Below are 16215 nucleotides of genomic sequence, written 5' to 3'. Positions count from 1 at the left end.
CCTGCTCGCCGCTCAGAGTTCGGGCGGGGGCGTCTTCGGCTTGTACTCGCAAAGCGGCTCGATGACGCAGTGCCAGCATTCGGGCCGGCGTGCCTTGCAGACATAACGGCCATGCAGGATCAGCCAGTGATGCGCGTCGTGCCTGAACTCGGGCGGCGTGAACTTCTCCAGGGCCGCTTCGACGGCGCGCACATCCTTGCCCGGCGCGAGTCCGGTGCGATTCGCCACCCGGAAGATATGCGTATCGACGGCGATGGTCGGTTGGCCGAATGCCGTATTGAGCACGACGTTGGCCGTTTTGCGGCCGACGCCCGGCAGGCTCTCGAGCGCTTCGCGCTCGGCGGGGACTTCGCCGCCGTGTTTTTCGAGCAGCAGACGGCATGTCGCAATGGCGTTTTTTGCCTTGGTCCGATAAAGGCCGATCGTCTTGATGTAGTCGGCAAGACGCGCTTCGCCCAATTCGACGAACTGCTGCGGCGTATTGGCGACCGGAAAAAGCTTGCGCGTCGCTTTGTTGACGCCCACGTCGGTCGCCTGGGCCGAAAGCATGACCGCGATCAGCAGTTCGAACGGTGTCGTGTATTCGAGCTCGGTCGTCGGATGCGGATTGAGACTTTGCAGCGCTTCGTAAATGGCGCGACGTTTGGCGGCGTTCATGCGGTTCGCTTCAACGGGAAGAGGGCGTATCGGATTCGCCGGACGCGTCTTCGCGCGGTACGTCTTTGCCCGGCTCGTCCGATGTCGTGCGCAGGCGCTGGCGTCGTGCTTCGGCCGCATCGATTTGCGCCTGCACGCCCGGACTGACGTTGCTGACGTTCTTCGGCGCGACGCCTTCGGCTTCGAGGGCGGCTTTCTTCTGGCGCGCGCGTTCGAGCGCGGCCGCGATGATGGCGCGCTTTTTGGCGGCCGCTTCGTCTTCCGCGGTGGCGCTTGCGGGCGGTGCCGCAGCAGCGGGCGATGCCGCGGCGCGCCGGGCGGCCGCGCGCGCCTCGGCGGCTTCCCGCTCGCGCGCGATTCGTGCGGTGCGGCGGTCATGCCGCTTGCGCGCGGCTTCGGCCTGATCGGCGCTCCACGCCTGCCAGCCTGTCGCATCGCCGGTGACCGGCAGCATCGAGATGCAATCGACCGGGCAGGGCGCGACGCACAAGTCGCATCCCGTACATAGCGCGGAGATGACGGTGTGCATCAGCTTCGGTGCGCCGACGATCGCATCGACGGGACAAGCCTGCATGCAGAGCGTGCAGCCGATGCAAAGCGACTCGTCGATGAAGGCAACCGGCCGCGGGCGTTCGGCGCCGTTGGCCGGGTTCAGCGCAATGACGGGCTTGCCCAGGAGAGAGGCGAGCCGAGCCACGCCTTCCACGCCGCCGGGCGGGCATTGGTTGTAGCCCGCCTCGCCACGCGCGACGGCTTCGGCATAAGGGCGGCAGCCCGCATAGCCGCACCTCGTGCACTGCGTTTGAGGAAGCAGATCTTCGATGCGATCCGCGAGGGTCTTTCGGTCGGTCACGGTGGGAGGTTCTCGCCGCGGCGTGAAGCGGCATGACGCATATGGGCGTGTGCGCCCGGCGCACCATGGTGGCACGCGTTCTCACGGTGCGCGCAAAGCCGGCATTATCGCCGATTTCCCGGGTTGCCATCGGCAAGCCATGTGCCATAATCGAAGCGCTTTTCGCATGACCGCTTAATAAGGGGTATCTCCCACGAAAAGGCGCGTCCATTGCATGCAGCCGGTGTAGGGTGCCAGGAGGAGCCGGCAGCGTGACGCGGACACCGCGGCGCACGAAGCAAAGGCCACCATGAACCAGCTGAAAATCAAACGTGATCCCGAGGGCACCCGGCGCCGGATTCTGCTGGCGGCGGCTGAGGAATTCGCAAATGGTGGCTTGTTCGGCGCCCGTGTCGATCAGATCGCCCGTCGCGCCGAAACGAACGAACGCATGCTCTATTACTACTTCGGCAGTAAGGAGCAGCTGTTCACGGCTGTTCTGGAGCATGCATTCAGCGCACTGACGGAGGCCGAAAAGGCCCTCGATCTGTCCGGCATCGCCCCCGTGGAGGCCATGACGCGGCTTGCCCACTTCGTCTGGGACTACTACCGCGATCATCCGGAGCTGCTGCGGCTCGTCAACAACGAAAATCTCCACGAGGCGCGGTATCTGCAGAAATCGACGCAGATTCGGGACATGATTTCGCCGATCGTCGCAACGCTGTCGTCGATTCTCGAGCGCGGCCAGCGGGCCGGACTCTTTCGCGCGAACGTGGACCCCCTGCGCTTTTATGTGACGCTCTCGGGCCTCGGCTATTACATCGTCTCCAACCGTTTCACGCTGCAGGCCACGCTAGGCCGCGATTTCGATGCGCCCGCGGAGCGCAGCGAAATCGTGCGCATGAATACCGAACTGCTGCTCGCATACCTCATGCGGCGTTGAAACACAAAGGCGCCGAATAGGCGAACGGGCGGCCTGGGCCGCCCGTTCGACGAAGCACTGGTAAAAAGCGATGGCGAGTCGGCTCAAGCCTCTACGGGCTCGGCTTTGTGCCTGGATTCCTTGTTGTGCTCGAGGATGAAATCGCGCAGTTGCGGATAGATGATCGTGCGCCAGCGCCGGCCCGAGAAAATGCCGTAGTGGCCGCACTTTTCCGCCGTGAAATGGCGTTTGCGCGCTGCCGGAATCCCCTTGCACAGTTGATGCGCGGCGCGCGTCTGTCCGCAGCCCGAGATGTCGTCGAGCTCGCCTTCGATCGTGAAGAGGGCCGTGCGCTTGATGTCCTGCGGACGCACCAGCTCGCCATCGATTTCCCATGTGCCCTCGGCCAGGCGGAATTCCTGGAACACGATGCGAATGGTGTCGAGGTAATACTCGGCCGCCATATCGAGGACAGCGTTGTACTCATCGTAAAAGCTGCGATGCGCTTCCGCGTCTTCCTCGTCGCCGCGCAGCAGGCTTTGATAGAAATCCCAATGCGAGGCGGCATGGCGCTCGGGGTTCATCGCCACGAAGCCCGAATGCTGAAGGAAGCCGGGATAGACGTGACGCCCCACCCCGGGGTAGTTTTGCGGCACCGTGTGGATCACGTTGTTCTCGAACCACTCGTACGAGTGCTGCATCGCCAGCGAGTTCACCGACGTGGGGCTGCAGCGCGCGTCGATCGGGCCGCCCATCATCGTCATCGTGCGCGGCGTGTCCTCGCCGCGGCTCGCCATCAGCGAGATGGCAGCCAGCACCGGCACCGTCGGCTGACAGACCGACAGCACGTGCAGATTCTTCGCGCCGATATAGCGGATGAACTCCTGGATGTAGGTGACGTAGTCGTCCAGATGGAACGGACCGTTCTCGATCGGGACCATCCGTGCATCCATCCAGTCCGTGATGTAGACCTTGTGGTCCTGCAACAGCGTGCGGACCGTGTCGCGCAATAGCGTCGAGTGATGGCCCGACAGCGGTGCGCATACGAGCACGACCGGTTCGTCCTTCAACTGTGCGACCGCCTCGCTATCGTCGGCGAAACGCTTGAAACGCAGCAGACGGCAAAACGGCTTCTCGACGATCGTTTGTTCGATGATCGGGATGTTGTGGCCGTCCTTGACAATCTGGCGAATGTTGAACTCCGGCTTTTCGTAATCCTTTCCGAGCCGATAGAGCAACTCGTAGGCGGCGGAAAACCGGGTGGCGCCCGGCACATAGGCCAACGGACTCGCCGGGTTCGCAAATGAGCGGGAGGCGGCCTCGGCCCAGGCCGTCAACGGAGTCAAGAGCGCGCGCTGAAATTCGTAGAGCTGGTAAAGCATGGTGAAAGGCTCCCGCGTGTGGTCACTGAAGTATTACGCGGCGTTTCGGCGTCGCGGCATGCCGTGCTGAAAAAGTCTGCCTAATTCCGAACCGGCTCGTCGATGATATAGGACAAACATGGCTAGCTGCAACGCAGCAAATTCTCAACCTGACCGGGATTTTCCCGGATGCAGTCTCGCGCTGAGGTGCCGATATGCGGTATAGCCGAAGGCTGATTGAAAGATTCGCTGAATGCCGCATGCGCTGCAAAACGCCGGCGCGGCACGCGTGGCGGGCGCCGCGCGGCGTTCATGCGGCATTGCCGCTTTCCTTCGATTGCGAGCCGTTTCGTGGATGGCCGGTGGCATGCGTCATTTCCTGCTCGTGCCGCATCAGATTCAAGCCCGTGTGCACGAGCGCAACATGCGAGAAAGCTTGCGGAAAATTGCCTGTGAAGCGCTTGACGCGAGGATCGTATTCCTCGGCGAGCAGGCCGACATCGTTCGCGAGGCCCACGAGGCGCTCATACATGGCATGCGCTTCGTCGACCCGGCCCTGCAGCATCAAATTGTCGACGAACCAGAAACTGCAGGCGAGGAACGTGCCTTCGCCCGGCGGCAAACCGTCGTCGACTTCGGACGTGTGATAGCGCACGACGAGCCCATCGCGTAGCAGCGTGCGCTCGATGGCAGCGACCGTCGAAGCGACGCGCGGGTCGTCCGGCGGTAAAAATCCGACGAGCGGGACCAGCAGCAGGCTGGCGTCGAGGTCGTCGCCGCCGTAGACCTGCGTGAATGCATTGCGCTCCGGGTTGAAGCCGTGGCGGCAGACATCGGCATGGATGGTGTCACGGAGCTCGCGCCAGTGCGCCACCGGGCCGTCCAGCTTGAATTTTTCCGCCGATTTGACCGCGCGATCGAAGGCGACCCACGTCATGACCTTGGAGAAGGTGAAATGTCGCCGGCCGCTGCGCACCTCCCAGAGCCCTTCGTCCGGTTCTTGCCAGATCGTCTCCAGATGGTCGAGCATGACGCGCTGCACGGCCCACACCGATTCGTTCGTGTGCAAGCCGCCGACGCGCGCCAGATGCAGCGCATTCATCACTTCGCCGTAGACATCGAGCTGCAGCTGGCCGACCGCCATGTTGCCGATGCGCACCGGTTTCGCGCCGAGATAGCCCGGCAGCCAGTCGATCTCGGATTCCGGCAACCGCCGTTCTCCGGCGAGCCCATACATGATCTGGACCTGCGCCGGCGAGCCGGCCAATGCGCGTTCGAGCCAGGATCGCCACGCGCGCGCTTCGTCGTAATAACCGCAGCGCATGAGCGCGAGCAACGTGATCGTCGCATCGCGCAACCAGCAGTAGCGGTAATCCCAGTTGCGCGTGCCGCCCAGCAGTTCAGGCAGCGATGTCGTCGGTGCGGCAACGATCCCGCCCGTCGGCGCATAAGCAAGCGCCTTCAGCGTGATCAGCGAGCGCATGATAGGCGCCGCATAGCGGCCCGTTACCTCGCAGCGCGCCGTCCAGTCGCGCCAATGATTCTCGGTGCGCGCGAGCGCGGAGAAAGGATCGGTGGCCGGCGGCATGCGCTGATGCGACGACGAATACGCGAGCGTAAACGGTATGCGCTCGCCCTCGGACACCGTGAAATCGGCGACTGTGTGCATGTTCTCGCCATGCAATTCGACATCGGTGCGCAAGACGGCCATGTCGGGTCCCACGACGGCGCGTATGCCGTTGCCATGCGTGAGTCGCGTCACCCAGGGCACGGAGAATCCGTAATCGAATCGCAGTGTGAGCGACATACGCATCGGCACGCGGCCGCGCCGGCCGATGACGATGCGCACGAGTTCCGACCATCCGTTGCCGGGCGGCATGAAATCGATCACGGTCACGGCGCCCTCGGCCGTCTCGTAATCGGTTTCAAGGACCAACGTGCCGTCGCGGTAGCACCGGCGGCTCGTCTGCACCTCGCCTGCCGGGGCGAGTTGCCAGGAGCCGTGTTCGGGCGCGCCGAGCAGTGCGGCGAAGCAGGCGGCGCTGTCGAAGCGCGGCCAGCAGAGCCAGTCGACCGAACCGTCGCGGGAGATGAGCGCGGCCGTGTGGCCGTCGCCGACGAGCGCATAGTCTTCGATGAGTGCGGGCATGTCGTGTCGTAAGCGATAGGAGCCGGTGCGGCTATGGGGCGTTGCCAACGTTGCCGGCTGCTGGCTACAATCAAACTCCGGGGATCAAGGCTGAAAGTGCGACGTCGAACGACGATGCAAGCGGGAACAACACCGCGTGCGCGGCGCGCTTCGGCCAGTCATGCTTCTGTGACGCTCATTCACTACAAGGATTGACGCCATGCAGAACCCGTCCAAAACCGATTGCATCGCTATTCTGTCCGCCGCTCGCGAACTTCGCGACGGTAGCTTGATTTCCCTCGATCCAAAGGCGCTCGGCTTGTCGCGCAACGGCATGGATACCGCCATGTCGTTTCTGCTCGAGCGCGCCTGTTTCACGTCGCACCAGCAAGCCGATGGCCATTATGCGGTCGGCGCGCTTTCGCTGCAGGGAAAGCTGCGGCTCGAGCAACTTGCCAACGGATGAAGTCGACCGAACCGGCGGCCAGCCGACGCCCGGGCGGCGTCAGAACCGCAAGTGCTGCGATGCGGGGCCGAACAACCCCAGTAATCCGATGATGATGAGGTAAAGCGCGACGATGTAATTCAGGAGTCGCGGCACGATCAGAATCAGGATGCCGGCGATCAGCGCGGCAAGGGGTCCCAGACTGACGGAAATGTTCATGGCGAAGCCTCGCACAGATTGATCGGGTGGGCGCTTTGCGCTCGCGGCGAGGTGAGCCTCTCGACGAAGGAGCTTCGATGCCGAGCCAGCTTTCCTCGATCCGGCCGCCAAGGCGGCCGGCCTTGCCCCGCGTTTTGTCGTGCCCTTCGTCCGACCTCGCGGAGGGACGGGCCGGCACTCGAGGGTCAGACAGCGATTCGCGTGCCCGTACCCTCAGAGCCGTGTCGGGCCGAAAAGGTTTCGCGCTCACGTCGGCTCTGGCGGCCCTGGCGGCGCTCGCAGTGGCGCCCTCGGCGGCGCATGCGGGCAGCGACGCGCAAGGGGCCGCGAGCTACGACCTGCTCGTCGGCACCTACACGAATACCGGTAAGAGCAACGGCATCCACGTCTACCGGTTCGATCCGCAAAGCGGCGCCGTGTCGCCGCTTTCGTCCGTACAAACGGTCAATCCATCGTATCTGCTCGTCGGTCGCGGTAACCGGACTATCTATGCGGTGAACGAGCTGCCTGGGGACAATGGCCCGGCCACTGAGCACGGTGGCGTCAGCGCGTTCTCGTTCGATGCGGTGAGCGGTCAGTTGAAGCTGCTCGATCAAGTCTCGTCGCAAGGCAACGATCCTTGTTATCTGAGCCTTTCGCCCGACGGCAGGTATCTGTTCGTGGCGAACTACTCGGTCGCCTCCGATCCCGGCGGCAGCTTCGCTGTACTTCCGGTCAAGGGCGACGGCAGCCTCGGCGACGCGGTGCTGAGCGTTCATCATGACGGCCGCGGCCCGATGAAGGGGAGGCAGGACAGCGCGCATGTCCATTCGACGGTCATGTCGCCCGACGGGCGCTACCTCTTCGCGCAAGACCTCGGCACCGACAAACTTTACGTGTACCGATACACGCTGGATGGCAGCCGCGGCCTGCTGAGTCCCACCGAAACACGATATGTGCAAATGGGAGCCGGTTCGGGCCCGCGGCACCTCGTCTTCGACGCGCTCGGGAAATATGCCTATCTGACGAGCGAGCTCGCCGCCACCGTGACGGTGCTGCGATACCGCGATGGCACACTGGAAACGCTGCAGACGCTGCCGCTCGCCGCGTCCGGTTTCAAGGGCAAGCAAGGCGCGGCTGCCGTTCACCTGTCGCCCGATGGACGCTTTCTTTATGTATCGAATCGCGGGGACGCGAATGAAATCGTGATTTTTGCGGTGAATTCGGGCGATGGGAGCCTGACGCTCGTCAGCCGCCAGTCGACGCTCGGACGGACGCCGCGGGAGTTCGCGATCGACCCGAGCGGTCATTGGCTCATCGTCGGCAACCAGGAAAGCGATACCGCGTATGTTTTTCGGCGCGATCCGCAGACCGGGAAGCTCGAGCCGAACCCGGCGCGGCTTGATGTCGGGGCACCCGTGGATTTCAAGTTCACGCCTGCGTCATGAGGGCGTGATGCCGTGACGCCGTGACGAATCGCGCAAGAGGCGCGCATACAAAGAGAGCCTGCGCATCAGAGCACACGCGCAGGCTCGAAGCTACCGCCTCACGGGGGGCGGGGCGGCAGGGGATGAAACGGCGCCGGAGCGTTGTGCGTCAGCGATTCCGGCCTGCGTTGGGTATGCAATGCCCATGCCGGTTCATCGATGCGCACGCCGCAAGCGCGCCGCGTCGCGGGTCGCAGCGGCGCCCACTGCCGTTGCGCCTGCCGCGAGGCGGCTCGACCCGCTAGTTCTTGCAACCCCCGCGCAGCTTTTACAGCAAGGCGTCCGTCATTGCTCCGGTCCCGGCGGGGCCAGGACTTCGCGGCTGCCGTTGACGCTCATCGAAGAGACGAGGCCCGCGGCCTCCATCTGTTCGACAAGCCGCGCAGCCCGGTTGTAGCCGATGCGCAACTGCCGCTGCACTGAGGAAATCGAGGCGCGGCGCGTACGCACGACGAACGCCACCGCCTCGTCGTAAAGCGGATCGGCCTCGGCGTCGGGCGCATCGCCGAACAGGTCTTGAGGCGCGCCTTCGGTCGCCGGACCGTCGAGTATTCCGTCCTCGTATTGCGGCTCGCCGAATTGCTTCAGATGCTCGACGACGCGGTGTACTTCCTCGTCGGCGACGAATGCCCCATGGACGCGCTGCGGGTAGCCCGTACCGGGCGGCAGAAACAACATATCGCCTTGCCCGAGCAGCGATTCGGCGCCCATCTGGTCGAGAATCGTACGGGAATCGATTTTCGACGAAACCTGGAAGGCCACCCGGGTAGGAATATTGGCCTTGATGAGCCCGGTAATGACGTCGACCGACGGACGCTGCGTGGCGAGAATCAGGTGGATGCCCGCTGCACGGGCCTTTTGCGCGAGACGCGCGATCAGCTCTTCGATCTTCTTGCCGGCCACCATCATGAGGTCGGCCAGCTCGTCGATGACGACGACGATGAGCGGCAGCGTCGAAAGCGGCTCGGGCGCGTCCGGTGTCAGCGAGAAAGGATTCGTCAACTTTTTCCCGGCCGCGTCGGCGTCGCGCACCTTCTGGTTGAACCCCGGGAGATTGCGCACGCCGACGGCCGACATCAGCCGGTAGCGCTTTTCCATTTCGCCGACGCACCAGTTGAGCGCGTTGGCGGCGAGCTTCATGTCCGTGACGACGGGCGCGAGCAGGTGCGGGATGCCTTCGTAGACCGACAGCTCGAGCATCTTCGGGTCGATCATGATGAGCCGCACTTCCTCGGGTGTCGCCTGGTAGAGCAGCGAAAGAATCATTGCGTTGATCGCCACCGATTTGCCCGAACCGGTCGTGCCCGCGACGAGCATGTGCGGCGCTTTCGCCAGATCGGTCACCACGGGGTGGCCCGTGATGTCCTTGCCCATCGCGATCGTCAGCTTCGAACCCGAACCGCGATAGGCGTCGGCCTCGAGGATTTCCGAGAGGCGGATTGTCTGGCGCTTAGCATTCGGCAGTTCGAGCCCCATGCAAGTCTTGCCGGGGATGGTTTCGACGACGCGCACCGATGTGAGGCCGAGCCCGCGCGAAAGGTCCTTCATGAGGCCGACGATCTGGCTGCCGCGCACGCCGAGTGCCGGCTCGACCTCGAAGCGTGTGATGACGGGGCCCGCTGTGGCACCCACCACGGTCACAGGCACCTTGAACTCTTGCAGCCGTTGCTCGATCAATTGGCCGGTCTGGGCGAGACGTTCGTCGGAGACGGGCTCGGCCTGGGCCGTGGCGCGCTCGAGGAGCTCGAGCGGGGGTAACTCGGTCGGCGTTGCCGCAGGCGCGTGGAACGCGAATTCGGCCGCGCCGTGGCCACGCAGAGATGCCCGCGGGCCGGAAGCCGCTGGCGCGCTGGCTTCTGCGGTCAGGGGCGTGTGCTCGGGCGAGCGTTCGGTGAGCGGCGTCTCGGTAGCGCGTGTTTCGGCAGAATCTCTTTCGGCGAACGATGGATCCGCCCAAGGGGGAGCTGCCGAAGCTGGATCCGCGGAAGACGGATCGGCTGGGGCGGCTTCGGCGGACGATGTTTCGGCGAACGGCATGTCCCCCACGGGAGGCTCGGCGCGCGATGCTTGCGCGGATGCTGTTTCCGGGGGGAGCGCATCGTCATCTGGTGCTTCGACATGCGGTGCGCCGGTTGGCGGTACGTCAGGGGAGAGTGGGTCGCCAGCCTGTGTACCGACATCGAGCCCGACGCCATCATACGGCGGCGCGGGAACTGGCTCGCGCGCGGGTTCGCACTGGGTCGGCGGTTCCGGCTTCACCGGCTGCGGCGCGTTTGCGCGCGTCTCCGGCGATGCCGCCTGTGGCACCTCCGGCGCCCGCTCGGAAGCGTCATCGCGAGCGACCGACGCGCCGCGCCGCGCAAGGCTGACGCCGGCAAGCGCCGTCCATTGCGCGGCGTTTGCTTCGATTGCGCGCAGCGTTTCGAGCACACCGGGCGATGGGGCGGGCGTCGCGGCACGCTCGGGGGCGACGTTGGCCATATCGAAGTCGATGGGCGCACGCGCCGTGCGCGGACCTGCATTTGCCGAAGCGGCTGCCCGTGCGCGGGCGTGCGGCGTCTGAGGGGATCGATCGGCGCCCGAAAACGGCGTTGACGTGCTCGTGAGGTTGCCCGTCGCAGTTTGCGGCCGCGTCGCTGGCCGTCTCGGTACTGCGTCGGTGACCGACGCAGTTCGCCCGGCCGATAGGCTTTTTGTCGCCGCAGGCGATGCCGCGGCCGCGCTCGGGCGAATCGTCGACGTGGCGGGCGGCTGCCATGCGGTCGGTCGCGCGTATCGCCCGGTCGGTTTCGGCGCCATCGGATTCACCGTGGCGAGGCGCCCGGGGTTGCCGCTCGCGCGTGAACGGGGCGCTTCGTCGCGCGCGCCGCTCGGCATGCGGGAGGGCTGGGAGCGTTGCCCCTCGCGGCCCAGGCGAAGGCCCAGGCCGAACGCTCGATCGGCCGCGGCGAGCGTGTCCAGCCAGCGAAAACCAAGCAGCCAGGGCAACGCGACGACCAGCAGTACGAGCATCAGCAGCGGCGCGCCGATGCGCCCGGCGAGGCGGCCCGCACCGCTCATCACCAGGTGCCCGAGCGCATCGCCGGCAGGCGAGAAGAGCGCGGCTTCGAGCGCGCAACTCGCGGCGAGCACGCATACGAAGCCGAGCCATAGGCGAATCGTCCCGGGGCCGCGCAAGCCATCGCCGCCGGGCAGCGCCGCCTTGATCAGACGCCACAAAAAGGGAAGAAACCAGAAGGCAGAGACGCCGAACCAGCCCAGAACGACCGTATGCATGCGAGAGCGAGAACGAGACGAGGAAGCGCCAAACCCGGCGAGTTTAACCGTTAGCGGGCCGCAACGCTTCGGTTGCCGGCCCGATGCCTATCGGCCGGCTGCCTGGAACGTGAGTGTCGCCCCGTCGGCGGTGACGATTTGCAATTGAGGAGGGGAGTGCCATTGCACGCCGGTTTTGCCGACATGCGTCGATGCATCGAGATAGTCGCGTTCGAGCGCGTCGCGCGAGCTGCCGCATGCCATGCGCGTCGTCACGAACGTACCGAACGAGAGCTGACCGTCTCTCAGCGTATACACCCCGTTGAACCGGTTGCAGCCGGCGAAGCCGTGCGCGCGGCGCTGACCCTTGGCCGTCGACAGGACGAGCGTGGGGCGTACATCGAGGCCGAGTGCGGCTACGTCGCGCTCGCGGCCGTCGGCCGTTTTCCAGGCGGCGAGCGTCCAGCTCGTGTCGTCGAGCAACTGAACCGCGGCGCGATTGAAGGGATCGCTCGGCGGCGCGGCCGAATCAGGGTGCGTCGGCATTGCGCAGCCCGCAAGCGCCGCAGCCATGAGCGCGAGCGACACCCGGAAAGCGTATCTTGCCGCCCGCTGCGGCGCGATGAACGAACTCGGCATGACTGGCGTCTTTCCTTCGGTGTGCTGGCGAAGGCGTAAGGGTAACGCACTCCGGCGAGCGTCAGGCGGATTGCGCGCATGCTAGCATCGCGCTTTCCCGCATTACCGCTCACCCGCTTCACGAACGAGGTTTCGCCATGCAGATCGGTCAACGAATCGGCACGCCGCTCACGCCCGGCGCCACGCGCGTCATGCTGCTCGGCGCCGGCGAGCTGGGCAAGGAAGTCATCATCGCCTTGCAGCGGCTCGGTGCCGAAACCATCGCCGTGGACCGCTATCCGAACGCGCCGGGCCATCAAGTCGCGCACCGCGCGCATGTCATCGACATGACGGATCCGGCTGCCATCGCCGAACTCGTGCGCGTCGAGCGGCCGCATCTGATCGTGCCCGAGATCGAGGCGATCGCCACCGATGCGCTTGCCGAAATCGAAGCAGCGGGCCTCGCCGAAGTCATCCCGACCGCGCGTGCCACACAGCTCACGATGAATCGCGAAGGCATTCGCCGGCTGGCGGCCGAGACGCTCGGGCTGCCGACGTCGCCTTATGCGTTCGCCGAATCGTTCGACGCCTTCAAGGCGGCGGTGGCCCGTATCGGCTATCCGTGCGTGGTCAAGCCCGTGATGTCGTCTTCGGGCAAGGGGCAGTCGGTCCTCGAGAGCGAGGCCGACCTCGAGCCCGCGTGGCAATACGCGACGGCGGGCGCGCGCGTGAACGTGGGACGCGTCATCGTCGAAGGCTTCGTCACGTTCGACTACGAGATCACGCTGCTCACGGTGCGCGCCGTCGATCCGCGAACGGGCACCGTCGAAACATCGTTTTGCGAGCCGATCGGCCACCTGCAGGTGGCGGGAGACTACGTCGAATCGTGGCAACCGCAGCCGATGTCGGCTGCGGCGCTCGCCCGCTCGCGGGAGATCGCGCAAAACATCACCGGCGCGCTGGGTGGCCGTGGCGTTTTCGGCGTCGAACTCTTCGTGCGCGGCGACGAAGTGTGGTTCTCCGAAGTCAGTCCGCGTCCGCATGACACCGGGCTCGTCACGCTGCGCTCGCAGCGCCTGTCGGAGTTCGAGTTGCACGCGCGCGCGATTCTCGGCCTGCCTGTCGATACCGCGCTCGTGGCGCCCGGCGCATCGGCGGTGATCTACGGCGGATTCGATGAAGCAGGCATTGCATTCGAAGGTGTGCGCGAAGCGCTGGCCGTTCCCGATTCCGACTTGCGCCTTTTCGGCAAACCCGAAAGCTTCAAGAAGCGGCGCATGGGCGTGGCGGTGGCGACGGGTGGCGACATCCGCGAGGCGCGCGAGCGTGCGAAGGCAGTGGCTTCGGCCGTGCGGCCCGTGTCGACGCGCTAGGGCGTTATCCGGGGCGCTGGATCGCCGCAATGTGCGGTTGCGGCTCGCGTCACCGCGCGGTGCTACAATACCGGCCTTTCCGGCGGCACATGTCTGCAGCCGGGTACGGCCACGCCCATTGGCGCGGCCGTAGGGTCTGTTTACATATGGAACGCACGTGCGAATGCCCGAAATCGCCCGCAGGGCAAGGAGTGAGGAGCGCCGTTTGGCCGAGCCAAACAAGCGACGATCGACGCCGCCATGCGGGCGATTTCGGGCATTCCCCTGGAATGAATTTTCAGTTTGGGGTTGCCACGAGAACGGCCGCTCGCCGCGTTGCGCTCCTTGCGAATACGTCCAGTATTCGCGGCGTCGCGCGCCTCGCGAGCGGCCGTTCTCGTGGCAACGCACGTGCGTTTCATATGTAAACAGACCCTCGCCGGCGTCGATGCCGCCGAGCCGCCTCCGTGGCCCATGGGCCGCCTGCCGCGCGCGACCGACGCGCGGCGCCTGAGCGGCGCACTTTTAGCGAACGCCACTATGTCAGATCCCGCTGCCCAGTCCACCGTCGCGACCTTTGATCAGTTCGGCCTTGCCGCCGACATCCTCAAAGCGGTCGTCGAGCAGGGCTACACCACGCCCACGCCGATTCAGGCGGAGGCGATTCCGGTCGTCCTCGCCGGCCGCGACGTGATGGGCGCCGCCCAGACCGGCACCGGCAAGACGGCGAGTTTCTCGCTGCCGATCATCCAGCGGCTGTTGCCGCAGGCGAGCACGAGCGCCTCGCCCGCGCGGCATCCGGTCCGCGCGTTGATCCTCACGCCGACTCGCGAGCTCGCCGATCAGGTTGCCGCCAACGTGCATGCGTACGCCAAGCACACGCCGATCAGAAGCGCGGTGGTGTTCGGCGGTGTCGACATGAACCCGCAGTCCGCCGAGTTGCGGCGCGGCGTCGAAATTCTGATCGCCACGCCCGGGCGCCTGCTCGATCACGTGCAACAAAAGACGGTCAATCTCGGCCAGGTGCAGATGCTCGTGCTCGACGAAGCGGATCGCATGCTCGACATGGGGTTTCTGCCCGATCTGCAGCGCATCCTGAATTTGTTGCCGAAGGAGCGCCAGACGCTGCTCTTTTCAGCCACGTTTTCGCCCGAGATCAAGAAGCTCGCGGCGACCTACCTGCGCAACCCGCAAACGATCGAAGTCGCTCGCAGCAACTCGACGGCGACCAATGTCACGCAGATCGTCTACGAAGTGGCCGAAGGCGACAAGCAAGGCGCCGTCGTGCAGTTGATTCGCGAGCGCGGACTCAAGCAGGTCATCGTGTTTTGCAACAGCAAGATCGGCGCGGGGCGGCTTGCCCGGCAGCTCGAGCGCGATGGTGTCGTGGCCTCCGCGATTCATGGCGATAAATCGCAAAACGAGCGGATGCAGGCGCTCGACGCATTCAAGCGCGGCGAGATCGAAGCGCTGGTTGCCACCGATGTGGCCGCGCGCGGTCTCGATATCGTGGAACTGCCCGCGGTCATCAATTTCGATCTGCCGTTCAACGCCGAGGACTACGTCCACCGCATCGGTCGTACGGGGCGAGCGGGCGCATCGGGCGATGCGCTATCGCTTTGCAGCCCTAACGAACGCAAGCAGCTCGCCGATATCGAGAAGCTCATCAAACGTCCGCTCGTCATTCAGCCGCTCGCGGTCGATGCGCCTCCGCGGCATCCGCGCGAGGAGCGCGCGCGGCGCGAGCGCGACGATCGCCCCGGCCGTCGCCGCGCCGCGCCTGCCCATGATCGGCCGGTGCACCGGCATTCGCACGCGCCGGTCGACGATTTCTTTTTCAAACCCTACGAGCCTTCGCCGTCGGCACTCCAGCACGACGAAGCGCGCGCCGCCGAACCCGCAACACCGTCGAAGACGGCACCCAAACAGCCGCTCGCCGCGCTGCTGGGCGGCTTCGGCATGCCCCGCCGCAACTCGTCCTCTTCCTGAGCTCGACGCGGCGGCAGTTATCGCCGCGGCACTTCGAAACGCCGAGCCCAGAGCGTGGTGGCTTCCTCGTGAAACGCCGCGAGTGTCGTCGCGTTCCAGTTACCGCTCGCGGGTACGAGATCGAGATGACGCGCCGCATCTTGCAGCGCGGGCAGCGGCCGACTGACATCGAGCGGGGCAGCGCCGGTTTGCTTGCTGAGCTTTTCGCCATTCGCGTCCGTGACGAGCGGCACGTGCAGGTAGGCGGGCTCGGGCAGGCCAAGACACCGTTGCAGATAGATCTGGCGCGCGGTCGAATCGAGCAGGTCGGCACCGCGCACGACATGCGTAATGCCCTGATCGGCATCGTCGACGATGACGGCGAGTTGGTAGGCCCATTGTCCATCGGCGCGCTTCACGACGAAGTCGCCTACTTCCGTGGCGAGATCCTGCTGTTGGACGCCTTGCCAGCGGTCCTCGAACGAAACGATCGCCGCCGCCCCATCGGGCACCCGCACGCGCCACGCGCGCGCCGGCTTGCCGGCGAGCCCGCCACGGCAGGTGCCAGGGTAGGCCAGCGTCGCATGGCGCGCGCTGCGGCTTGCCAGCGAATCGGCAATTTCCTTGCGCGTGCAGCCGCACGGATAGACGAGTCCTGTCGCGCTGAGCTGCGCGAATGCGCGGGCGTAAAGGGCCGTGCGCGTGCTTTGCCAGACCGGCGGCTCGTCGGGCTGCATGCCGAAGCGTTCGAGCGTCGCGAGGATCTCCCGGTCGGCGCCTGGCACCGTGCGCGGGCCGTCGATATCCTCGATGCGAACGAGCCAGGCGCCGCCGTGTGCGCGTGCATCGAGCCAGCTCGCGAGTGCGCCCACGAGCGAGCCGAAGTGCAGGGGACCGGTCGGCGAAGGGGCGAACCGGCCGCGATAGGCGGCTCGCGACGCAGTGCAGCCGACGGCGGCCGCAGCGGTTTGCCCGGCCTGAGCGGTCATGAT

General features: G+C 65.6%; 13 protein-coding genes. 5 read left to right on the top strand and 8 right to left on the bottom strand.

Annotated elements, in window-relative coordinates:
• Nucleotides 1-12: 12 nt before the first annotated feature.
• On the bottom strand, nt 13-657 hold the full coding sequence (gene nth, locus ACR9ZC_RS22235; protein ID WP_481581929.1) for an endonuclease III: 645 nt from the start codon (nt 655-657) through the stop codon (nt 13-15).
• Between the two features lie 10 nt (nt 658-667).
• Nucleotides 668-1510, bottom strand: coding sequence for an electron transport complex subunit RsxB (rsxB, locus tag ACR9ZC_RS22230; RefSeq protein WP_481581928.1), 843 nt, complete (start codon nt 1508-1510; stop codon nt 668-670).
• Nucleotides 1511-1799: 289 nt separating this feature from the next.
• Between rsxB and ACR9ZC_RS22225 the strand changes: the two genes are divergently transcribed.
• Nucleotides 1800-2432: a TetR/AcrR family transcriptional regulator gene (locus ACR9ZC_RS22225; RefSeq protein WP_331571798.1), complete on the top strand. Its 633-nt coding sequence runs from the start codon at nt 1800-1802 to the stop codon at nt 2430-2432.
• A gap of 83 nt (nt 2433-2515) precedes the next feature.
• On the opposite strand, the gene ACR9ZC_RS22220 is transcribed toward ACR9ZC_RS22225, so the two are convergent.
• Both ACR9ZC_RS22220 and ACR9ZC_RS22215 read right to left on the bottom strand, forming a co-directional pair.
• Entirely contained in the window at nt 2516-3793 is a 1278-nt protein-coding gene (locus tag ACR9ZC_RS22220; protein WP_481581927.1) for a polyhydroxyalkanoate depolymerase, read from the bottom strand.
• A 289-nt stretch (nt 3794-4082) separates the two neighbouring features.
• On the bottom strand, nt 4083-5921 hold the full coding sequence (locus tag ACR9ZC_RS22215; protein WP_481581926.1) for a glycoside hydrolase family 15 protein: 1839 nt from the start codon (nt 5919-5921) through the stop codon (nt 4083-4085).
• Between the two features lie 199 nt (nt 5922-6120).
• Here ACR9ZC_RS22215 and ACR9ZC_RS22210 point away from each other — a divergent pair, with 199 nt between their 5' ends.
• The gene (locus ACR9ZC_RS22210) at nt 6121-6366 is read left to right on the top strand and encodes a hypothetical protein (RefSeq protein ID WP_331571792.1); all 246 of its coding nucleotides are present in this window, start codon (nt 6121-6123) and stop codon (nt 6364-6366) included.
• Nucleotides 6367-6405: 39 nt separating this feature from the next.
• Here the strand turns inward: ACR9ZC_RS22210 and ACR9ZC_RS22205 are convergent, their stop codons facing one another.
• A complete protein-coding gene (locus ACR9ZC_RS22205; RefSeq protein WP_173256516.1) occupies nt 6406-6564 on the bottom strand; it encodes a DUF3096 domain-containing protein in 159 nt (52 codons plus the stop codon).
• 221 nt (nt 6565-6785) lie between these two features.
• Here ACR9ZC_RS22205 and ACR9ZC_RS22200 point away from each other — a divergent pair, with 221 nt between their 5' ends.
• Nucleotides 6786-7991, top strand: a complete 1206-nt coding sequence (locus ACR9ZC_RS22200; RefSeq protein WP_481581925.1) for a lactonase family protein — start codon at nt 6786-6788, stop codon at nt 7989-7991.
• 324 nt (nt 7992-8315) lie between these two features.
• On the opposite strand, the gene ACR9ZC_RS22195 is transcribed toward ACR9ZC_RS22200, so the two are convergent.
• Together ACR9ZC_RS22195 and ACR9ZC_RS22190 are read right to left on the bottom strand one after the other, a co-directional pair.
• On the bottom strand, nt 8316-11306 hold the full coding sequence (locus tag ACR9ZC_RS22195) for an FtsK/SpoIIIE family DNA translocase (protein WP_481581924.1): 2991 nt from the start codon (nt 11304-11306) through the stop codon (nt 8316-8318).
• A gap of 87 nt (nt 11307-11393) precedes the next feature.
• Complete coding sequence (locus ACR9ZC_RS22190) at nt 11394-11924, bottom strand: META domain-containing protein (RefSeq protein ID WP_481581923.1); 531 nt, start codon at nt 11922-11924, stop codon at nt 11394-11396.
• Between the two features lie 137 nt (nt 11925-12061).
• Here ACR9ZC_RS22190 and purT point away from each other — a divergent pair, with 137 nt between their 5' ends.
• The gene (gene purT / locus ACR9ZC_RS22185; protein WP_481581922.1) at nt 12062-13276 is read left to right on the top strand and encodes a formate-dependent phosphoribosylglycinamide formyltransferase; all 1215 of its coding nucleotides are present in this window, start codon (nt 12062-12064) and stop codon (nt 13274-13276) included.
• 519 nt (nt 13277-13795) lie between these two features.
• Nucleotides 13796-15244: a DEAD/DEAH box helicase gene (locus ACR9ZC_RS22180; protein ID WP_440560486.1), complete on the top strand. Its 1449-nt coding sequence runs from the start codon at nt 13796-13798 to the stop codon at nt 15242-15244.
• Between the two features lie 17 nt (nt 15245-15261).
• On the opposite strand, the gene gluQRS is transcribed toward ACR9ZC_RS22180, so the two are convergent.
• Nucleotides 15262-16212 (bottom strand): tRNA glutamyl-Q(34) synthetase GluQRS, encoded by a 951-nt coding sequence (gluQRS, locus tag ACR9ZC_RS22175; RefSeq protein ID WP_481581921.1) that lies wholly within the window; start codon nt 16210-16212, stop codon nt 15262-15264.
• Nucleotides 16213-16215 lie beyond the last annotated feature (3 nt).

The organism is Trinickia sp. HAY1-2D (assembly GCF_056754935.1).
This window is presented reverse-complemented; position numbering and strand designations above follow the sequence as displayed.

Coding starts and splice junctions, on each gene's coding strand:
- nth (WP_481581929.1), bottom strand. CDS start 657: ATGAACGCCGCCAAACGTCGCGCCATTTACGAAGCGCTGCAAAGTCTC.
- ACR9ZC_RS22225 (WP_331571798.1), top strand. CDS start 1,800: ATGAACCAGCTGAAAATCAAACGTGATCCCGAGGGCACCCGGCGCCGG.
- ACR9ZC_RS22220 (WP_481581927.1), bottom strand. CDS start 3,793: ATGCTTTACCAGCTCTACGAATTTCAGCGCGCGCTCTTGACTCCGTTG.
- ACR9ZC_RS22215 (WP_481581926.1), bottom strand. CDS start 5,921: ATGCCCGCACTCATCGAAGACTATGCGCTCGTCGGCGACGGCCACACG.
- ACR9ZC_RS22210 (WP_331571792.1), top strand. CDS start 6,121: ATGCAGAACCCGTCCAAAACCGATTGCATCGCTATTCTGTCCGCCGCT.
- ACR9ZC_RS22205 (WP_173256516.1), bottom strand. CDS start 6,564: ATGAACATTTCCGTCAGTCTGGGACCCCTTGCCGCGCTGATCGCCGGC.
- ACR9ZC_RS22195 (WP_481581924.1), bottom strand. CDS start 11,306: ATGCATACGGTCGTTCTGGGCTGGTTCGGCGTCTCTGCCTTCTGGTTT.
- ACR9ZC_RS22190 (WP_481581923.1), bottom strand. CDS start 11,924: ATGCCGAGTTCGTTCATCGCGCCGCAGCGGGCGGCAAGATACGCTTTC.
- purT (WP_481581922.1), top strand. CDS start 12,062: ATGCAGATCGGTCAACGAATCGGCACGCCGCTCACGCCCGGCGCCACG.
- ACR9ZC_RS22180 (WP_440560486.1), top strand. CDS start 13,796: ATGTCAGATCCCGCTGCCCAGTCCACCGTCGCGACCTTTGATCAGTTC.
- gluQRS (WP_481581921.1), bottom strand. CDS start 16,212: ATGACCGCTCAGGCCGGGCAAACCGCTGCGGCCGCCGTCGGCTGCACT.